Source organism: Mycobacterium sp. 134 (assembly GCF_048282715.1).
GTDB classification, from domain to species: domain Bacteria; phylum Actinomycetota; class Actinomycetes; order Mycobacteriales; family Mycobacteriaceae; genus Mycobacterium; species Mycobacterium septicum.
Genome location: NZ_JBLVUN010000008.1, coordinates 4,130,930 through 4,150,331 on the forward strand (window position 1 = coordinate 4,130,930; position 19,402 = coordinate 4,150,331).

The 19,402-nt window shown below is 67.0% G+C and carries 10 protein-coding genes; 2 read left to right on the forward strand and 8 right to left on the reverse strand.

Features of this window, described 5'->3' with window-relative positions:
• Positions 1-8: 8 nt before the first annotated feature.
• From ACNQVK_RS24510 to ACNQVK_RS24545, 8 genes are all read right to left on the reverse strand, one after another.
• Complete coding sequence (locus tag ACNQVK_RS24510; protein ID WP_418031591.1) at positions 9-1,172, reverse strand: glutathionylspermidine synthase family protein; 1,164 nt, start codon at positions 1,170-1,172, stop codon at positions 9-11.
• Entirely contained in the window at positions 1,173-1,727 is a 555-nt protein-coding gene (locus ACNQVK_RS24515; protein WP_044517550.1) for a hypothetical protein, read from the reverse strand. It lies immediately after the preceding gene.
• A gap of 153 nt (positions 1,728-1,880) precedes the next feature.
• Positions 1,881-3,857 (reverse strand): primary-amine oxidase, encoded by a 1,977-nt coding sequence (locus ACNQVK_RS24520; RefSeq protein ID WP_418031592.1) that lies wholly within the window; start codon positions 3,855-3,857, stop codon positions 1,881-1,883.
• Positions 3,854-5,389: an APC family permease gene (locus tag ACNQVK_RS24525; protein ID WP_418031593.1), complete on the reverse strand. Its 1,536-nt coding sequence runs from the start codon at positions 5,387-5,389 to the stop codon at positions 3,854-3,856. The genes ACNQVK_RS24520 and ACNQVK_RS24525 overlap by 4 nt, the downstream gene beginning before the upstream one ends.
• Positions 5,390-5,414: 25 nt before the next feature.
• Positions 5,415-6,143, reverse strand: a complete 729-nt coding sequence (locus ACNQVK_RS24530) for an ABC transporter ATP-binding protein (RefSeq protein WP_418031594.1) — start codon at positions 6,141-6,143, stop codon at positions 5,415-5,417.
• 7 nt (positions 6,144-6,150) lie between these two features.
• Positions 6,151-6,717 (reverse strand): ABC transporter permease, encoded by a 567-nt coding sequence (locus ACNQVK_RS24535; RefSeq protein ID WP_418031595.1) that lies wholly within the window; start codon positions 6,715-6,717, stop codon positions 6,151-6,153.
• Positions 6,714-7,907 carry an FtsX-like permease family protein gene (locus ACNQVK_RS24540; RefSeq protein WP_418031596.1) on the reverse strand — a complete coding sequence of 398 codons (1,194 nt, stop codon included), beginning with the start codon at positions 7,905-7,907 and terminating at the stop codon, positions 6,714-6,716. The genes ACNQVK_RS24535 and ACNQVK_RS24540 overlap by 4 nt, the downstream gene beginning before the upstream one ends.
• A gap of 145 nt (positions 7,908-8,052) precedes the next feature.
• Positions 8,053-9,504: an amidase gene (locus ACNQVK_RS24545; RefSeq protein WP_418031597.1), complete on the reverse strand. Its 1,452-nt coding sequence runs from the start codon at positions 9,502-9,504 to the stop codon at positions 8,053-8,055.
• Positions 9,505-9,695: 191 nt separating this feature from the next.
• Here ACNQVK_RS24545 and ACNQVK_RS24550 point away from each other — a divergent pair, with 191 nt between their 5' ends.
• Together ACNQVK_RS24550 and ACNQVK_RS24555 are read left to right on the forward strand one after the other, a co-directional pair.
• Positions 9,696-16,886 carry an amino acid adenylation domain-containing protein gene (locus tag ACNQVK_RS24550; RefSeq protein ID WP_418031598.1) on the forward strand — a complete coding sequence of 2,397 codons (7,191 nt, stop codon included), beginning with the start codon at positions 9,696-9,698 and terminating at the stop codon, positions 16,884-16,886.
• Positions 16,883-19,393 (forward strand): FAD-dependent monooxygenase, encoded by a 2,511-nt coding sequence (locus ACNQVK_RS24555; RefSeq protein ID WP_418031599.1) that lies wholly within the window; start codon positions 16,883-16,885, stop codon positions 19,391-19,393. Before ACNQVK_RS24550 ends, ACNQVK_RS24555 begins: the two co-directional genes overlap by 4 nt.
• Positions 19,394-19,402: the final 9 nt, after the last annotated feature.

A 19,402-nucleotide genomic window follows, 5' to 3' on the forward strand; every position in this document is an offset into this window, starting at 1 on the left:
CTTCCAAGTCACTGCGGGATGCGATGTGGCACAAAGGCAGCGCCGTTGTCGGTGACGAGACCGGAGGTCTCGCGGATCCCGAGTCCGGCGGATTCGTCGCCGACGATCCACGCGCCCAACGCGGGGCGCATGTCGTCGAATTGCGGTAGCGGATCGAGCAACTGGTACACGTAGCCCTCTTCGCCGTACACGCCGCCGGTCTCGGTCTCGTACCCGGGACCGACGATGGTGATGTTGGCACCCTCACGCCCCAGCTTGGGCTTGCGCACGTACTCGGTCAGCTCGTGTGGGTCATCGACGTAGGCGGGCAACAGGTTCGGGTGCCCGGGGTACATCTCCCACAGCACCGCCAGGATCGCCTTGTTGCTCAACAGCGTCTTCCACAGCGGTTCCACCCACATCGTGGCGGGCATCTGCTCGACCGCCCTGCGACCGAAATCGTCGTCGAGCATCCATTCCCAGGGATAGAGCTTGAAGATCGAGTCCATGGGCGCTTCCGCGAGGTCGACGAACCGGCCGAGGTCAGCGTCGAACCCGATGTCCTCGATCGCCAGGCCCACGGTGTTCAGACCGGCCTCCGCCGCGCATTCCTGCAGGTAGGCGACCGTCACATGATCCTCGCCGCTGAGCTCGGCGCCCGACCAGGTGAAGTACGTCTCGGCCCCCGGCAGGCGGTCGCGGATCTCGCCCCAACGGGCAACCAGCTTCTCGTGCAACGAGTTCCACTGATCGTCCTCCGGATACACGTCCGTCTTCCAGTGCCACTGCAGGATCGCCGCCTCCAGCAATGTGGTCGGGGTGTCGGCGTTGTACTCCAGCAGCACCGGCGGCCGGCGGCCGTCGTAGCGAAGATCGAAGCGGCCGTACAGATGCGGATCACTGCGCCGCCAGGACTTCTCGATGTGCTCCCAGCTCCATTCGGGAAGCCCGAAGTCGCGGTAACGCCCGGTCAGTACGACGTTCTCGACGGCCTCCAGGCACATCGAGTGCAGCACCTCGACGGAGGCCTCGATCGACAGCACCTCGTCCATGTCGAAGACGTAGTGCACCGACTCGTCCCAGTATGGGCGGTCGGCACCGGTCGCGTCACGCGCCGGGGTCCCGTAGCACATCCCCTGGTCAGCGACGATCTGTTCCCAGCCGGCTCGCGGGGAACTACGTTGACGGCGCATTCAGCTCCCCGAGCTCTTGCCGTAGCTCGACGACGAACCGAAGCCGCCGCGCGAGATCGACGTCCCCGACTTGGTCTTGGCCGTGGTGCCCTTGGGCTGTTCGATGGTCCCGCCCCGGGCAATGGTGCCCACCCCGCCGCTGTTGCCGCCGTAGTAGTACCGGTACGGCGAGCCCAGGTAGATGAACGTGCCCCCCGAACCGCTGTGGCCACTGGAGCAGTACGAATCGGGCACCACCTCGTTGGTGCCCTCCTTGACGCACGACGCCGCGATTTCCTCTTTGTGCAGCAGGTGGTAGCCGAGTGCGATCACCCCGACGACACCGACCACGGCCACCGAGCCCATCAGGACCTTCTTGCCGGTGGCGGCGCGACGTTCGCGCTGCTCCTCCTGCTGTCTGGCCCACTCCTCGGCGGCCTCGCGCGCCTTCTGCGCCTTGTCTCGCTGGCGCGCCTCGGCCACCGTAGGCGGCCGGGGCGTGGTCGTAGCCGGATCCTGCCAACGTATCGATCCCCGAACGTCCTCGCTCGGCTGCTCGTCTGGCCCAGACGTCATTCACACCCCCGCAAACTGTGACACCTGCCGGTCATCATAAGAGCAAGCTGGCACTCGCCGCCCCGGCAGTTGACGAAATGTCCGCGCGAGCAGGCGCGGGCGCCCCCGATTCACTGGTGTCCGGGGGCGTCCGCGCCTGTCAGTGGCCGTGACTCAGTGGTGGTGGCACGCTGCCGGCGGTGAGGGCGGAACATCCAGCGCCGGGTTTCCGTCGAAGAATCCCACCGGTTTGAGCTTGAAGCCGGTGTAGTGGCACGGCATCACCGGCCAGTCCTCCGGGCACACCACATGGTGGGCACCCACGGTGTACCAGAGCACGATGTCGGTGTCCGTCAGCGGCGCGTCGTCGGCGACATATTCCGGCAGGCCCTGGGCATCCGCGGATTGATACATGTAGTCCCCCGCGGCGTAGAGCTCCCTGGGGTCGTAGCGGGTGACCCACAGGTTGTGCTGGACGAACCTGGCCCGGTCGTAGATCACCGACCCCTCCTGCACCATCACCGGGACGATGTCCTTGGGCATCAACTTGTAGCCGACCGGCGCGCCGAACTCGTTGAGCTTGGCGGGGTTGACCACCTTCCAGTACCGGCCGGTCGAGTACTCCCAGTCCCGGGCACCCTCGGACTCCGAGGCCACCAGGGTGTCCCGGGTGATCCAGGCGTTGTGATGGGGGTTCAGCTCCGGGTCCGGCTCGGGGATCGAATCCACCTCGTACACACTGTTTCCCGGGCCGTCGATGCTCATATCCATGCGGAAGTTGAAGAAGTGCTGATGGTTCGGGCCGTACATCCCGGGCGCCACCATCTTGCCCCAGCGCGGGGTCTCGCCGTCGGGAACCGCACCGGTGGTCAGCACCCCGGTGAGTTTGACCTCCATCTCGATGGACGCATCGTTGTAGAAGTACCAGAAGAAGCCGTACTCGTAGTTGCCGACGGTGCAGATCATCGAGATCACCAACCGCCGGGACCGCCGAACCTCGACCTCCCCGGTGCGGAAATCGGTGTGCTTCCAGGAGATCCCGTAGTCCTCCTCGTGCATGCAGATGGCGTTGGGGATGGTGACGGCGTTCCCGCTGGAGTCGTTGACCGTACCGTCGAAGTAGAAGATCTCACCGAGACAGTCACAGCCAAGGGTCAACGGGTTGGCCGAGAAGCCCATCCCCACCTCACCCATGTCGAAGACGTTCTTGTTCCAGTGCGTCGGCGACGAATCACCGTATGGCACCACCATTTCCGACAGTGCGGCGCGGTACATGATGGGCCGGACCTCGCCACGGTCGGTGTAGGTCACCTCATGCAGCACCAGCCCCTCGCGGGGGTTGAAGCCGACCCGCATCGACCATTTCTGCCAGGTGACGTTCCATCCGTCGACGGTGAAACCGGGCCCGTGAGGTTGGGTGATGTCGATGGTCTTGACGTCGTCACGGAACTGCGTGAACGCGGGCCGGTTGTCGGGCGCGAACATGAACTGCCCCGAGTAGTTGCCGCCCTTGGACGGTAACGGGACCGTGCCGTGGTCCTCGATGTCCATGACCTCCATGTTGTCCAGGTCGAACGTGACGATCAGGCCTTCGACGGGCCGCGCGTAGCCGTTCTCCGACGGTGCCGCGCGCATGAAGGTCAGCGGTCGGCAGATCAGCGGCGAGTTCTCGTAGTGGTCCTGCGCACCGTAGTAACCGGCCGGCCACGGGTCGATCATCGCCAGGCTGAAATCGGTGACACCCCGTTTGCGCATGGCCTCCTGCCATCGCGGGTCCTCCCGCACCTTCTCCTCCACCCCCGTCATGTGTTCGACGAGATAGGACGGGAACCGGCCGGGAATCGGGGTCCACGAATCGATCACCCTCGCGTCGAGGTCGACGACAGCCTCATAGATCAGCTTGGCGGCACCGTCGTACATCGTCACAAAGGCCTGACGCGGCACCTCGGTCATGTCCGCGAAGGACAGCGCGGCAGTCTTGGCCGGCTCGGCCAGCTGGATCATGACAAATTTCAATGTCGTTGTGGCGTAGTCCGATCCGGTGATGACGGCCGCGGCCGCCTCGACCTCGGCACCGGTCAGCGGATCGAGCGGATAGCGGCTGGTGGCGTCGGTCGACTCGGCCGGCACCAGGGTGCTGTCCATGGTCATCTGGGAAGTTCCTCCTTGGTTGCGGTCGAGTCGTCAGCGGTGAGGTCGAACACCGCGAGATGGGCCAGGGCATCCTCCTGCGAGACCTTGTGCGCCGAGCGGCGGCCGAAGATGTAGACCACCAGCCCGAGTGCGAACATGCCGACACTGATGCTGCCGACCCACTTCATCCACTCGGCATCCCCGACCCCGGCACTGGTGAGCCAAGATTTCGCGAACGAGTAGTAGACGCCGCCGATGGTGCCGAGGGTGCCCACGATCACGGTGATCCAGACACCGACCATGCCGCCGGGGATGCGCCAGAACGTCTCGTTCTGATAGCGATCCGCGTACTTCTTGCGGGCGATGACGACCGGGATCAGGAAGAAGAAGCCGGAGAGCAGCCAGACGGTCGACAGGCCGCCCTGGAGGAAGATCGTCGTGTTGACCAGGCTGCTCTGCGAGTACAGGCCGACCAGGATCAGCGACGAGATCACCCCCTGGATCAGGATGGCGGACACCGGATTACGGGTGCGCGGGTTGAGGTGGGTGAAGATACGCGGCAGGTGCCGCTCCAGCCCGGAGACGAAGATCAATCGTGAGTAGGCCACCTGATACGTCATCAACGCGACGACGATGATCAAGGCGAGCACGACTGCGCAGATCTCCATCAGCCCCGGGAACCCCGCCACGTCCAGCATGCCGATGACACCCGTCACGGCGTCGATCTCCGCGGTGGGCAACGCCATCATCGTGCCCAGCGTCGTCAGCAGGTAGATGGCGACCAGCGCCGTCGAACCCCACAGGATCATTCGCGGGCCGCTCTTGCGTACCGACAGGAACTCCGCGCCCATGTTGTACGGCGTCTCCACACCGAGCAGATAGAGCAACACAGTGCCGTACAGGAAGCCCGATACCGCGAAGTTGGGAATCGTCGCCTCGGACCAGCTGAACGGCGTTGCCGAACCATGCTTCACCGCGAAGAGCACGCCCGAGAAGAAGATCGTCAGCGCGAGGATGCCGAACACCACGAAGACGACGTTCATTATCCGTTGGTTGGCGGAGAGTCTCGCCAGTGCCAAGCCGACAACCGTCCACAGGATCACCAGTTGCAGGATGACGCTCGTCATCACGCCGAGTTCGGTGTGGAAGGCCAGCAACAGGAATGAGAGGACCACCGCGGGCGATGACGCGGCATTGAGGATCACCGGCACCCACGACAGGTACCCGCCGATGAATCCCCAGGTCTCCCCCATCGTCCGGGTGGCCCAGATGTAGACACCGCCCTGCCCGGGCCACAGGTTGCCCAGTTCCACCACGGCCATGCCGGCAGGGACCAGGAAGGTGAGGATGCCCAGCACCCACATCGGGATGGCCGTCCATCCACCTGTCGCCATCACCGAAGAGCCGGTGATCCAACAGATGATGAAGACATAGGCCGCGGTCAGGCCGAAGGTGCTCATCACCTTGGGCAGGATCTGTTCGGGGACCAGCTCGGTCGTCATCAGCTTGTCACGCTCTGACGGCGCCGCGGTCTCCAGTTCTTGAGTCATCGAGTCGTCTCCCAATAACGTTGATTCAGTTGACGATTTGTCCGTCTCGCATCCGGACTACACGGCTCGCTTCGTCGGCCACCGTGGGATCGTGGGTGCTTGCGACGACCGTGACGCCCAATGTCGAGCACAGGTCACGCAGCATGCGCACCACCGTCTCCCCCGTGCGGTGGTCGAGGTTGGCCGTCGGCTCGTCGGCCAATACCAAGGTCGGGTTGCTGATCAACGACCGTGCGATCGCGGTGCGCTGCTGTTCACCACCCGACATTTTCGTGGGCTGGTGGTGCACCCGGTGCCCGAGGCCCACCAGCTCGAGCAGTTCGGTCGCGCGCTTGCGCAACGACTTCCGGTCGTACGGCTCGAACATCAGTGGCAGCTCGACGTTCTCGACCGCGGAGAGGAACGGGATCAGGTTGTAGCTCTGGAAGATGAAGCCGATGGTGTCGTGCCGAAGCGCCGCGAACTGGCTCTCTGTCAACTGTGCGGTGTCCTGTCCGCTGATCGTGACGGTGCCCTTGGTCGGACGGTCCAGTCCACCGATGATGTTGAGCAGCGTGGACTTTCCGCTGCCACTCGGCCCCATCAGACAGACGAACTCCCCCGGCATCACCTGGAGTTCGGCAGCGACGAGGGCCTTGACCACCTCGTCGCCGAGCTTGTGCAGTTTCCATACGTTGCTGACCTCGATGACGGGCCTCTGGACGGGGCCGGCGTCTTCCGGTGCGGCAGCGGCGGTGTCGTGAAGTGCGGTCATGTTCGGGCTAACCTCCCGAGGTCAGTGATCGAATGGGTGGGCGTGATGCGGCGTTGAAGGTGGGCACGAAACTCGTTGCGACCGCGGCCGCGACGCTGACCCCGATGGCGATCGCCGCGCCGACGGCCAACCCGGAGTAGGACACTCCGGTGGGCGCCAGGCCCACCAGCGAGACCACGATGCCGGTGACACCTGCGCAGACCGCACCGAGCAGCGAGCCCAGGACAGCGGCCACCACCGGTTCGACGAGGAGAGCGGCGATCACGGGGGCGCGAGGTATGCCGTTGGCTCCGAGCACCCCGAGTTCACGGGTACGGTGCGCCACGGTCCGGGTGGTGGCCACCGCGACTTCGACCACCCCGACGAGCAGCACGGTGACCGCGATCAGGATCACCGCCCGGTTGATCTCCTCGGCGTGCCCCAATGCCGCCGACTGCGCGCGGATCCCCGACGACATGCCGAACACCAGCACCACCAGGAAGGCTCCGGTGGCAGTGGTCACCACGGGCAGCACCATCTCGCGAATCCGCCGCCGGGCGGACAGCCAACCGTAGGCCAGGCCCTTGCTGTTCACCTTGCCCCCAGGAGGTCGACCGGACGTTGTTGGAGGAGCCGGTGCACGGGCACCAGGGCGCCGACGATGGCCATCGCGGGCAGGAACGCAGCCACCATTCCGGCCGCCTGCGCCCAGGCGGCCAGGGTGGCGATCTCCGGAATCACCAGTGCCACAGCGACTCCCGCAACGACCACACCGACCACGTAGGCCGTCACGAACACGATCCCCGACTCGACCAGGAAGAAGTACAGCACCTCGTCGGCCAGTCCGATGCTGCTCATGATCCCGAATTCGCGTTTGCGTTCGGCGACCGCGGCAAGGAAGGACGAGACCGCGATGACGAATCCCAGGGCGAGCCCGATGGTGGAGATCAGGCCCAGGGTCGAGCCGGTGACCTGCCCCGAGAACAGCGCCGAGAACTTCTGCTCGAAGCTCAGGGGACCCGACCCGCCGACCGTGTCGTAGATCAGGCCATGGCCACCGGGGTCCGGCTGAACAGACGGATCGGCCGTGAACGGCAGCCCGACGGCGGCTCCGAAGGTCTGCGCCAGGTCGTGGCGGCGTTCTTCGCCCGGCGGCGCGTTGATCGTCCACCAGCCGTTGTCGCCGACCAGCAACCGCGCCAACGCGGGTGCCACGGTCATCGACTCCCCCGGCCCGAACACCTTCGCGGTGAGCGGCAGAGCCCCCACGTCGATCACGTCTCCGGACGCGACCCCCAGCCGGCCGGCCAGACCGGATCCCAAAACTGCCTGACCAGAAGGTATTTCGTCACCACCGCGTAGCGAAACCGCAGCGCCGCCGATCACCGTCACCCCGGAGATGGTCATCCGGCCGTGCCAGCCGTCGGGCAGGTCGAACGCCGGCGGCGGCCCGTCGGCAACCAGGGCGCGGGCCTCGTTGTCGTAGTGCACCCCGGCGGCCGGCACCACCCACAGCTGGGCATCACCCAGTACATCGGTGACCGAATCAGCCCCGGTGATCGCAAAACTCGCCGAGATGGTGCGCACCACTGTGACGCAGGCGATCGCCAGCGCGATCCCGAGCACCGACAACACGAACCGTTCGGGCCGGCGACGAATGTTGGCCAGTGCGAATCGAATCAGGCACCCGAGGGTGCCCCCGGTCCGCACCGCAGTAGTCGCGATCTCCGGCGATCGACGGGCTGTGGATGCTTGAGACGGTGGTATCGAAGCTACGGTCTCCACAGTGGGGAATGCTGCGAGCCGCGTGTTTCACCCGGAGCAGATCGCGGTGTCGCGCGGGTTAACACCCGATGGTTGGCGTTACGTCATGATGTCGCCGACACAACGGATTTCGTCGCCAGCCCTCGCCGACGAAGTCAAAAACAGCTTATTTCACTGCTTTTCGCGCGCGTTTGCGTGGGGCGGCCGGGGCCTGATCCTGAATGCGCGCCCAGGGCCTGGCCTCCTCGAGCTCGTAGGCAAGTTCCAGCAACAGAGCTTCGCGGCCGCGGGTCGCCGACAGCATCATGCCCACCGGGAGGCCGCCATCCGTCTGGGCCAGCGGCAGTGAGATCGCCGGATCCCCCGTCGCGTTCTGCAGCGGCGTGAACGCCACCCAGCCCAGCAGCCGGTCGATGATCTGCTCGTAGTCGGCGGTCGGGTCCAAACGGCCGATCTCCAGGGTGGGCTCGGCCAGGGTGGGCATGAGCACCGCGTCATAGCTGCTGGACAGCCGCTCGGTGACCCGTCGCGACCGGGCCAACCGCGCAATCGCGGTTGGGAGCCGATGCAGATTGCGCGATGCGTGCCGTTCGAGACCCAGCGTGAGATTGTCCAGCTTGTCCCGATCGAAGCTCGGGCCGAACGACCGCTTCCCGCCGCGTACCAATGCGTACGCCAGGAACGCCCAGTACAGCAGGAAGTCATCCTTGAACCGCGCTTGGACCGGGTTGCCGATCACGGTGATCTGGTGGCCGAGTTCCTCGAGCAGCGCGGCGGTCTTGTGTGTCAGCTCCGTCATCTCCGGGCCGGCGTCGTGCACAACGGATTGCGTGCACACCGCGATGCGCAGCCGCTGCTTTCCCGGACGGCTGACGTCGCCGATCGGTGGGAGTTTGGGACTGCGGTAGACCTTCTCCATCTCGCGGTAGAGCGCGGCGGTGTCACGCACCGAGCGGGTGAGCACACCGTCGGACACGATTCTCAGTGGCATCATCCGCATGTTCTTGTCCTGCGGCAGCCGGCCCCGGGTCGGCTTGAGGCCCACCAGCCCGTTGCAGGCGGCGGGGATGCGGATCGAGCCGCCCCCGTCGTTGGCGTGCGCGATGGGTACGACGCCCGCCGCGACGAAGGCACCCGAACCCGACGACGACGCACCGGCCGTGTAGACGGGGTTCCACGGGTTGCGCACCGGGCCCAGCCGAGGATGCTCGCACGACGCGCTGAAACCGAACTCCGAGAGCCGGGTCTTGCCCAATGGCACCAGACCGGTGGCGAGATACGCGCGGGCGAAGTCGCCGTTGGCCGGTTCGGGCCGAGGTTCCCAGGCATCCGTGCCGCTCATGGTCGGCATGCCCTCGACGGCGGTGTTGTCCTTGACGAAGGTCGGGACACCGTCGAAAAACCCGCCGTAGGGGCTGGGCGCGGCACCGCGGGCATGGGCCCGGTCGAAGGCCTCGAACGCCAGCCCGTTGAGGGTGGGATTGACCGCTTCCACCCGCGCGACAGCGGCCTCGATCAGGTCGGCGGCGGATACCCGACCGGTTCGCAGTTCCGCGACGAGGCCGACGGCGTCGTGCTCGCCGAGGGCGTCGTCACCAAAGGCGGAGATTCGGGTCATGCACCGACGGTACCAACTGGTACCGGCGGCGACGCGGACTCTGCCGTCGCCGTCATACCGCCGAACCGCGCCAAAAAGGTAGCCACCAATTTCTGACAGATTGTCAATATCCTCTGTCCCGGTTAGCCACTGTCCTGGGCCGATCGGGTCGTCGCCCTTGTCGAGAACACGTTTGGAGTACTGCCGAAATCATGGGCGCAACCGACGATGCCGCCATGCGCGGCCGCCTCAACCTGACTGCCTACCAGCGGGATATCTGGCTGGTCACACAGTTGTTTCCGGGCGTTCCGAGCTACGTCGTCGGGCTTCAGGCCCGGCTGGTCGGCGATGTCGACGTCGACGTCCTGACCGATTGCTATGCCCGCGTGTGGCAGCGCCACGATGGCATACGTCTGCGGTTCGGGGTCACCGACGGTGTGCCGTATCAGGAGTTCGTCGACGACATGCCACCGATCGAGCATGTCGACCTCACCGGACATCAGGATTCGGCAGCGGCCGCGGACCGGATCGTGCAGGAAGCGGTCAACACGGCGATCGATCCCACCGAGCGCGTGCCGCTGCGGGTCACCCTGTTACGCGAGGCCGAACAGGTCTACCGGGTCCTGGTGTTCTCCCATCACGTGGCGATCGACGCCACGGGGGTGTTCAATCTGGCCGCGCACGTGCTGGCCGACTACAGCGCCGTGATGGCCACCGGCAGGCCCGTGCCGTTACCGGCCACGTCGTTCTGCGAAGCGGCCGCCCGAGCCGACGAGTACCAACAGTCCGAGCAGTGGACCGCGGACCGCGACTACCTCGCCGAACAGATCCGCGAGGCCACCCCGGCCCTGTTCGACAGGTCGCATGCGGCGACCGGCCCGGCCCCGCTCAAGCGGCACCGCGCTCACCTGCCGAGGTCGTTCGTCGACCGGCTCCGCGAGCTCGACGTCCCGTTCTTCCCGTACCTGGCGACGATGGTCGGCACGTATGTGAGCCGCGTGCTGCGCACCGATGACGTAATGGTCGGAATTCCGCTGTCCAACCGCAACACTCCGGCCGAGATGATGACCGTGGGCGGCCATTTCGCCAATACCCTGCCGTTGCGGATCGACCGGCGGGCCGGCACGGGGCTGGCCGAACTGGTCGGCGATGTCCGCCACCGGGTGCGTGAGATCAAGGCACGACAGCGGTTTCCCTTCGGTGACCTGATGAACGAGTTGCGCCGCACAGGCCGCGACAGCGGTCCCCTGTTCGACGTCACCGTCACCTACGTTCGGCTGCCCGAGGTGCGGACGTTGTCCGACATCGTCGAGAGCGTCGAAGGGCTGCCGCAGGGTTTCGACACCCTCACATTGGCCGTGCACGTCCATGAACTCGACAACGACGGGCCGCTGGAGCTCATCTTCGACTACGCGACCGACGTGTTCGACGTGGACTATCCGATCGAATCGGTCGAGCGTCACCTCAAGGCGCTACTCGAAGCGGGCCTGGAATCACTCGAGGCGGATCCGGCCACGCTGCCGATGCTGTCGGCCGCCGAGCTCGCCGCGCTGGCCGAGCAGGCCTGCGGCCCCGTGGTCCCCTACGACGCCGGCTCGACCGTGATCGATCGGATCCTGGCCCAGGCCCGCGCCACGCCGGAAGCCACCGCAGTGCTGGCCGCCGGCGCACCCCCGATGACCTATTCCCATCTGGACCAACGCATCTCGGCAACCGCAGCCGAGCTGCAGGCCTGCGGGGTGCGCCGCGGCGATCGCGTCGCGGTACTGCTGGAGCGGGGCCCCGAGATGCTCGTCGCGGTCATGGCGGCCATGCACGCCGGTGCCGCCTATGTTCCCGTCGACCCGCACCACCCGGCCGACCGGGTGGCCCGTGTGCTGGCCGATGCCGACGTCACCGCGGTGCTCACCGACGCTTCCGCGCGGCCGGAAATCAGTGCCCTTCCGGTGATCCGGGTGAGTGCTGCGCCTTCGGCGGCCACGCCGGCGACGCTCTCGCCGGCGCCGTCCGGACGAGACCTGGCATACGTCATCTACACGTCGGGCTCCACCGGGACTCCCAAAGGAGTCGCCGTTGAGCACCACTCGGTGATCAACCGGCTGGACTGGATGCAGCGCGGCTATCCGATCGGTCCCGGTGACGTGATCCTGCAGAAGACTCCGGTCACGTTCGACGTCTCGGTGTGGGAACTGTTCTGGTGGGCCATGCAGGGTGCCACCGTGGCGCTGCTGCCCCCGGACGGGCAGAAGGATCCCCGCGAAATCCTCCGGGCGATCGGCGAATCCCGGGTCACCGTGCTGCATTTCGTGCCATCGATGCTGACACCGTTCCTGGACCTTCTCGAACAGTCACCGGACGCGGTCGAACAGGCCGGCTCGCTTCGGCTCGTGTTCTGCAGCGGAGAGGCGTTGCGACCACATCAGGTGAACCGGTTCAACCGGCTGTTCGCCCACCTGGGTACGCAGGCTCCGGCATTGGTGAACCTCTACGGCCCGACCGAGGCGTGCGTCGACGTGTCGTTCTACGACTGCCCGACAGATCCGGAGCAGCCGGTTTCCCGCGTTCCCATCGGGCGGCCAATCGACAACACGCGGCTCTACGTGCTGGGCAGGTCGGACGAACCGCAGCCGGTCGGTCTACCCGGTGAACTGTGCATCGCCGGCGCCGGACTGGCCCGCGGTTACCTCAACCGGCCGCAACTGCAGGAAGAGCGGTTCGTCGCCGACCCGTTCCACCCCGGGGAACGGATGTACCGCACAGGCGATCTGGCGCGGTGGTGCTCAGACGGTCAGATCGAGTATCTGGGCCGGGTCGACCGCCAGGTCAAGATCCGCGGCAACCGCGTGGAGCCCGGTGAGGTCGAGAATGCCCTCACCGGCATTCCCGGAATCCTCGAAGCGATCGTCGTCGCCGATGAATCCGAGAGCCGGGGCACGTATCTGATCGCCTTCTACATTTCCACCGACGAGTTCGACCGGAGCATGTTGCGGGCCCGGCTCGCGCAGCGGGTGCCGGATTACCTTCTCCCGGCACAATTCTGTCGTGTCGAGACCATCCCACTGACCTCCAGCGGGAAGGCCGACCGCACGGCACTGCTGGCCACCGCACGGCAGCAACCGTCGGTCGACCATGTCGAACCGCGGACCGATATCGAGGCCACGTTGGCCGAGGTATGGCAGCAGGTCCTCGACATCCCGGTGGTGTCGATTCACGACAATTTCTTCGACCTCGGCGGGGATTCGATCCTGTCGCTGCGGGTGCGCGCACTGGCCGAGGCCAGGGGCCTACTCCTGGATGCCCGCGACATCGCGCATCATCCGACGGTCTCCGAGCTCGCCCGCCAGGTGGTCGCCGGTGCGGATGCGACACCTCCGATCACGCCGTTCGAGCTCGTGTCGGCGGTCGACCGCGCCCTGGTCGGCGATGCCGAAGACGCCTACCCGCTGACCAGGATGCAGCTCGGGATGTTGTTCCACAGCACCGAGCAACACGATTCGCAGGCCTACCATGACGTGTTCCGCTACCAGCTGCGGATGCCGTGGCAGGAAACCGCCTGGCGGACCGCGCTGGAGCGGTTGGTGGCACGACATTCCGCACTACGGACGTCGTTTCACCTGGCCGGTTTCACCGAGCCGCTGCAGCTCGTACATCGACGTGCGGTCCCCGATTGCGACATCGTCGACCTGCGCGACCTCGAGACCCCGTACGCGCACGCCGCGATCGAGACACACCTCGCCGACCGGCGGGCCTGGCACTACGAGCTGGGCCGGCCCGGGCTCTACCACTTCGGTGTGTTCCTGCTGCCCGACCGGATCGACGTGGTCTTCTCGTTCCACCATGCGATCCTCGACGGCTGGAGCGTGTCGGCGATCCTCGCCGAGCTCCTGCAGGACTACCGGCATGCCGGTGGCGCAGCCGTCGAACCGGTGGCCACCGTGCCGCTCCCGCCCTTCGCGGAATACGTTCGTGCAGAACAGATCGCACGTGACAACCCGGAACACCGGGAGTACTGGACCCGGCAGCTCACGGGCGCCCCGGCGATCAGGATCCCCGGTGACCGCCATCATGTCGAAGCCGGGGAGGCAGACGGGATCATCTCGGCGGCCGCGACCCGACTGCGGCACACCGTGGACATCGGAGAATCGCTGTGCGCACAGGTGATCGCCGCCGCACGCGATGAACATGTGCCGGCCAAAGCCGTGTACCTGGCCGCGCATCTGTTCACCGTCGCCCGGTTCGCCGCGCAGCATGACGTGACATCAGGTGTGGTGACACACGGTCGGCCACAACGCGCCAACGCCGAACGCACCGCGGGGCTATTCCTCAATACCGTGCCTGTCCGGGTCGACACCGCCGCGGCCAGTTGGCGGGCTCTGGTTCGCGAGGTGTTCGATCAGGATCGCGCGAATGCCGCGCACGCGCACTATCCGCTCGCCGACATCCAGCGGCACGCCGACCTGGCGCTGGACGTCGCGTTCAACTACGTGAACTTCCACCAGGCCGGCGAACTGCTCGCAGCCCTCGACGTCGAGCTGTTGAGCGTCGACGCCGACGAGGCCACCAACTTCGCGTTGCTGGTCAACGTGCTTCGCGATCCGCGCGACGGCACGGTCACGGTGCGAATCGACGGCGATCCGGCCATGTACACGTTCGAGCAGCTCGAAGTGCTCGGCCGAAGTTTCGCGCAGACGCTGCAGCTCATCTGCACCGATCCCGACGGAGCCGTCGGGATCGCCGCCGATGCCCAGATCCCGGATGCAACAGCAACCGGCGGTACCACCGGCACGGTGGTCGACCGGTTCGCCGCGAGCGCATCTCGGTTCCGCGACGACATCGCACTCGAATTCGGTTCGCACACTGTCACATACGGCGAGCTCGACACCATGTCGGCACGCTTGGCCGCTGGGTTGGTGCTTCGCGGTGTGCGTTCGGGCGACCGGGTCGCGCTGTGTGCGCAGCGCGGGCCCGGGCTGATCGCCGCGGTGCTGGGGATCGCGCGCGCCGGCGGGGCGTGTGTACCGATCGATCCCGCCTACCCGGCCGCGCGACGGGAAGCGATGCTGACGGTGGCAGCGCCCACGACGGTACTCACCGACGCACTGATCGCTGAATTGCTCAGCGGCACAACCACCGCGCTGCCGACCGTGCACCCCGACCAACCTGCCTACGTGCTGTTCACCTCGGGATCAACCGGTGTGCCCAAGGGCGTCGTGATGGGACACCGGGCGCTCGCCAACCTGATCGACTGGCAGCTGTCGGCCCCGAGCGGCCGGTCCGCCGGCACCAGCCGTGCGCCGGCGACGCTGCAGTTCGCCCCGCTGTCCTTCGATGTGTCTTTTCAGGAGATCTATTCGACCCTCTGCGGTGGTGGCCGGCTGCTGCTGATCTCCGATGCCGACCGGCGCGACCTGCCCACCTTGGTTCGCACTCTCGACGACACCGCGACGGAACGGATCATCCTGCCGTACGTGGCACTGCAGCCGCTGGCCGAGGCCGCGATGGCGCGCGGTACGGCGCCCCGGGCACTGCGCATCATCGTGTCCTCCGGTGAGCAACTGCGCGTGACCGACGAGATCCGCGCGCTGTGCTCTGCACTGGCCGGCAGTTCCGCCGGCGTCATTCTCGAAAATCAGTACGGTCCCACCGAAACCCATGTGGTGACCTGTCACCGCATGACGGGCAACCCGCATCGGTTCCCGGCGCTTCCGCCCGTGGGGACGCCGATCGACAATGTCGCGATCGCCGTGCTCGACGCCCAGGGCCGCCCCGTTCCCGACGGTGTGCCCGGCGAGATCTGGGTGGCAGGCGCCGCACTCGCCGACGGCTATCACGGCCGTCCCGACCTCACCGACGAGGTGTTCACCGAGGTCCAATCGCTCGGTGGACTTCGGATGTACCGGACGGGCGACCTGGGGCGCCTGCTGCCCGGTGGCCGTCTGGTCGTCGACGGTCGTCGCGGCACGCAGGTCAAGGTGCGCGGGCACCGCATCGAGCCGCTGGATGTGGAGCTGGCTCTGGGTCAGGTGGCGGCCCGCCACGGCATCGCCGAGGTTGCCGTGGTGGCCCGTCCCGGCGGGGAATCCAGCGCGAGAACACAACTGGTGGCATTCCTGGTCGGTCCGGTCGACGATGACCTGGCGGCCGGAATCGCGGCAGACCTTCGTGATGCGGTACCCGAATACATGGTCCCGTCGCGGTTCGAATGGCTCGACGAACTGCCGCACACCCCCAGCGGCAAACGCGCCGACACCGTGCTGGCCACCATGGTTCTCGCCACCCCCGCCGGTGACCATGTCGAACCTCGAGACCAGCACGAACGAGTGATCGCCGAGCTGATGGCCGACGCACTCGGGGTGGACCGGATCGGCGCATTCGACGAGTTCTTCTCCCTCGGAGGCGATTCCATATCGGCGGTCCGGCTCATCGTCGGCATCGAACGGCGGTTCGGGACCACCGTGCCGATGTCGGTGTTCGGGGCCAGGCCCACCGTCGCCGAACTCGCCGCCCGCGTGCGCGATCGGCACGTCGTCGACTTCGATCCGATCGTCGCACTCAAGCCGACCGGCGATCGCCCGCCCTTGTTCCTGGTCCACCCGATCGGCGGCTCGGTGCTGTGCTACGCCGAGCTGGCCGCACACCTGCCCGAAGACCAACCGCTGTACGGGTTGCAGGCTGCGGGTCTGGAGCCGGGCACCGCAGCCGTCGACAACCTACAGCGGTTGGCCGCCGACTACGTTCAGGCCATCCGGCGCATCCAGCCCAACGGCCCGTACCACATCGGCGGCTGGTCGCTGGGCGGCCTGATCGCGTTCGAGATGGCCCACCAACTGACCGAAGGCGGGGCTGAAATCGGCTCCCTCGTGCTGCTGGACACCATGGCGCTGGACACCGAAACCGCCACTGAACTCACGCCGAAACAGCTCTACTCCTACTTCCTCTGGGAACTGTTGTGGGGCGCACTCGGAACCGGCACGCCCACCGAGCCGGTTCCGGACGTCGAGTCCGACGACGCAGCACTTGACTACATCCTCGACATCGCGACAAGCCACGGCGTGCTGCCGCGGACCGGTTCGCGAGAGCTGGTGCGCCGATTGCTCACCGTCTTCCAGTCCTGCTGGCAAGCCGGCGCGCAGTACCGGCCCACGGTATGGCGCGGCCCGATGACACTGCTGCGAGCCGGCGAGGCGCTGCCCGAGGTTCTGGCCAAGGCCCATGACGCGGCCGGGTCCTGCTACCGCCACGCGGACAACGGCTGGGGCAGGTGGGTGGCCGGCGAGCTCGCTGTGATCGACGTCGCCGGCGATCACCTCACCATGGTCACCGAGCCACACGTGGCAACCCTGGCCACCAGGTTGGCCGATCACCTTTCCGCTCAACATGACTACCTCGGAGCCAGCCAATGACCTTGCGTCCCAACACCACATCGGCGATCGTCGTGGGAGCCGGGGTCGGCGGGCTGACCGCGGCTGCGGCGCTACGCCGCGCCGGAACCGACGTCACACTCTGCGAACGCGCCCCGCACCTGCGCGCTGCCGGTTTCGGATTGGCGGTGCAGAGCAATGCGATGCTCGCATTGCGCACGCTCGATCTGGGGATCGAAGAAGACCTGTTGCGGATCGGCGGGCGGGTCAGCACCTTCAGCTTCCGCGACACCGCGGGCAGGGTATTGCGGCGCGTCGACGTGACCCCGCTGGATTCGGCGCTCGGCGCACCCTCGGTGGTGTTGGCCCGCAAGGATCTCCACGATGTCCTGCTCACTGCTGCGGGCACCGGTCTGCGCGTCGAGACCAGCGCGGCAGCAGAGTGTTTCGACGACGGCGAAGCCGGCGTCGCACTGCAGTTGGCCGACGGCCGGCGACTGGAAGCCGACGTCCTTGTGGGTGCCGACGGCATCAACTCGACCATCCGCACGCAACTGCACGGCGCACAGCAGCCCCGTCCGGGCGGATTCGTGTGCTGGCTCGCGCTGGCCCCGTTCTATCCGTCCTGGCTGCGCGAAGGTGAGTCGGTGCACTATTGGGGCAGCGGCCGCCGCTTCGGACTGCACGACTGCGGACAGGGCACCATCTACTGGTGGGCGACCGAGTCGATGGATCCCGAACTGGCCGCCGGCTGGCCCCACGGCAAGGACGATCTACTTCAGCGGTTTGCCGGTTGGACACCGCAGATCACCGACATCATCTCGGCCACAGCCGAATCCGACATCATCACGGTGCCCGCGCTGGACCGTCCGCCGCTGACCCGCTGGGGTACCGGCCGGGTGACGTTGCTAGGCGACGCGGCTCATCCGATGCTGCCGAGCCTGGGCCAGGGCGCCAACTCCGCGATCGAGGACGCCATCGTGCTGGCACATGCGTTGTCCGTGGCCGACGATCCTCGTGCCGGTCTTCGGGACTACGAGCGCCGGCGTCTGCCCCGCACCACCGAACTGGTCACCGGTTCGCAGTCGCTGGGGCGGATCGAGCAGAGCGGGAATCCCGCCGTCGTCGCCGCCCGCGCCCAGTTCATCCGGCATGCCGGCAACCGGCGGGTTCTGGACATGATCTCGAAACCGATGACGTGGCCGGGATTCGGCGATCTGGGTCCGGGGGCCGCGTTGCCACGCCGGCTGTCGACGCTGGAACGCTGGCACTGGACGGCCGACCGGGTTTCGCCGCTGCACATCTGTGCCCGCGTTCGCCTCGAGGGACCCGTGGACGCCGCCGTTCTGCAGGACGCGCTCGACGCGGTCGCGCGCCGTCATCCGATCGTGCAGACGACGGTGCGCGAGGTGCGGGGTGCTCCGTCCTTTGTGCCCGCGCCGCGGCGCCCGATCCCACTGCGGTTGGCCGACAACGGATCCTGGGTCACGGAGATGGACCGCGAACTGGCCGAACCGTTCGGCGACGACGGACCGCTGTTGCGGGCCACCTTGGTGACCGTCGAACCCGGTGTCACCGACCTGATCCTCACCTCGACCTACACCGTGTGTGATGGAATCTCGATCACGGCGTTGTGCCGGCAGGTGCTGGCCGCTGCCGGGACCTCGGCAGCCGAGGAGGCGGGCGACACAGCGGATTGGCATCCCGAGATTCCCGCGCCGCCCGCCCCGGAAGAGTTGATGCCCAACGGTTTCCGCGGGGTGCGCGGCAAACTTCGGGCGCTGGGCCGGCTGGTGGCCGACGGGATACCGGAGCGCGGCGCACCGCCGCTCGAACGGCTGCCCGCTCAGCGGCGCGTTCCGGCCGGCGGGCGGCGGACCCGATTCGCGCACCGCGCCATCACCGGCACCGCGGCGCGGGATCTGCTCGCCGCGTGCGCCGAACACGGCGTGTCCCCGCAAGCCGCTGTCGCGGCCGCCCTGGCCGGCGCGGCGGGCATCGAAACCGGAGGCTCGCCGGCACGGTTCGCGGTCAGCGTGTCGGTGCCCTTCCGTGGACACCTGACCGTGCAACCCGACGCCGATGCCACCGGCAGCTATCAGGCGATGGTGGCGGCCCCGGTGGACTGGGCCCCGGACCGATCGCTGTGGCAGGCCGCCGCCGGCTTCGATGTCCGGATGCGGACCGCGGTGGAGAAGCGTCATCACCTGGCCAACCTGGGTTCGCTGGGAGTGATGTCGGCGGGCGCGGCACGGTTCGCAGACCGGGTGGCGGCCGTGCTCGACGAACGTGGCCCGGGCAACCTGTGTGTGAGCCTGATCGACACCACGGATTTCCCCGAGCATCTCGGCGGGTGGACGCTGTCCGGCATTCAGGTGGTGTCCGGGATGTCGATCAGCGGGTATCTGATGTTGTACGTGACGGTCGGTCGCGACGAACTGGCGCTCAACCTGGGCCATGTCGACGGCATCGTTTCACCCGAGCGCGCCGAGGCACTGCTGGCGAACACCGCCGCCGCGCTGTGCGGCGCCGTTCCCACCCTGGTCTAGACGCCGGCG

Excerpts from the sequence above, each read along its gene's own strand:
- ACNQVK_RS24510 (WP_418031591.1), bottom strand. The coding sequence starts at position 1,172 with ATGCGCCGTCAACGTAGTTCCCCGCGAGCCGGCTGGGAACAGATCGTC.
- ACNQVK_RS24515 (WP_044517550.1), bottom strand. The coding sequence starts at position 1,727 with ATGACGTCTGGGCCAGACGAGCAGCCGAGCGAGGACGTTCGGGGATCG.
- ACNQVK_RS24520 (WP_418031592.1), bottom strand. The coding sequence starts at position 3,857 with ATGACCATGGACAGCACCCTGGTGCCGGCCGAGTCGACCGACGCCACC.
- ACNQVK_RS24525 (WP_418031593.1), bottom strand. The coding sequence starts at position 5,389 with ATGACTCAAGAACTGGAGACCGCGGCGCCGTCAGAGCGTGACAAGCTG.
- ACNQVK_RS24530 (WP_418031594.1), bottom strand. The coding sequence starts at position 6,143 with ATGACCGCACTTCACGACACCGCCGCTGCCGCACCGGAAGACGCCGGC.
- ACNQVK_RS24545 (WP_418031597.1), bottom strand. The coding sequence starts at position 9,504 with ATGACCCGAATCTCCGCCTTTGGTGACGACGCCCTCGGCGAGCACGAC.
- ACNQVK_RS24550 (WP_418031598.1), top strand. The coding sequence starts at position 9,696 with ATGGGCGCAACCGACGATGCCGCCATGCGCGGCCGCCTCAACCTGACT.
- ACNQVK_RS24555 (WP_418031599.1), top strand. The coding sequence starts at position 16,883 with ATGACCTTGCGTCCCAACACCACATCGGCGATCGTCGTGGGAGCCGGG.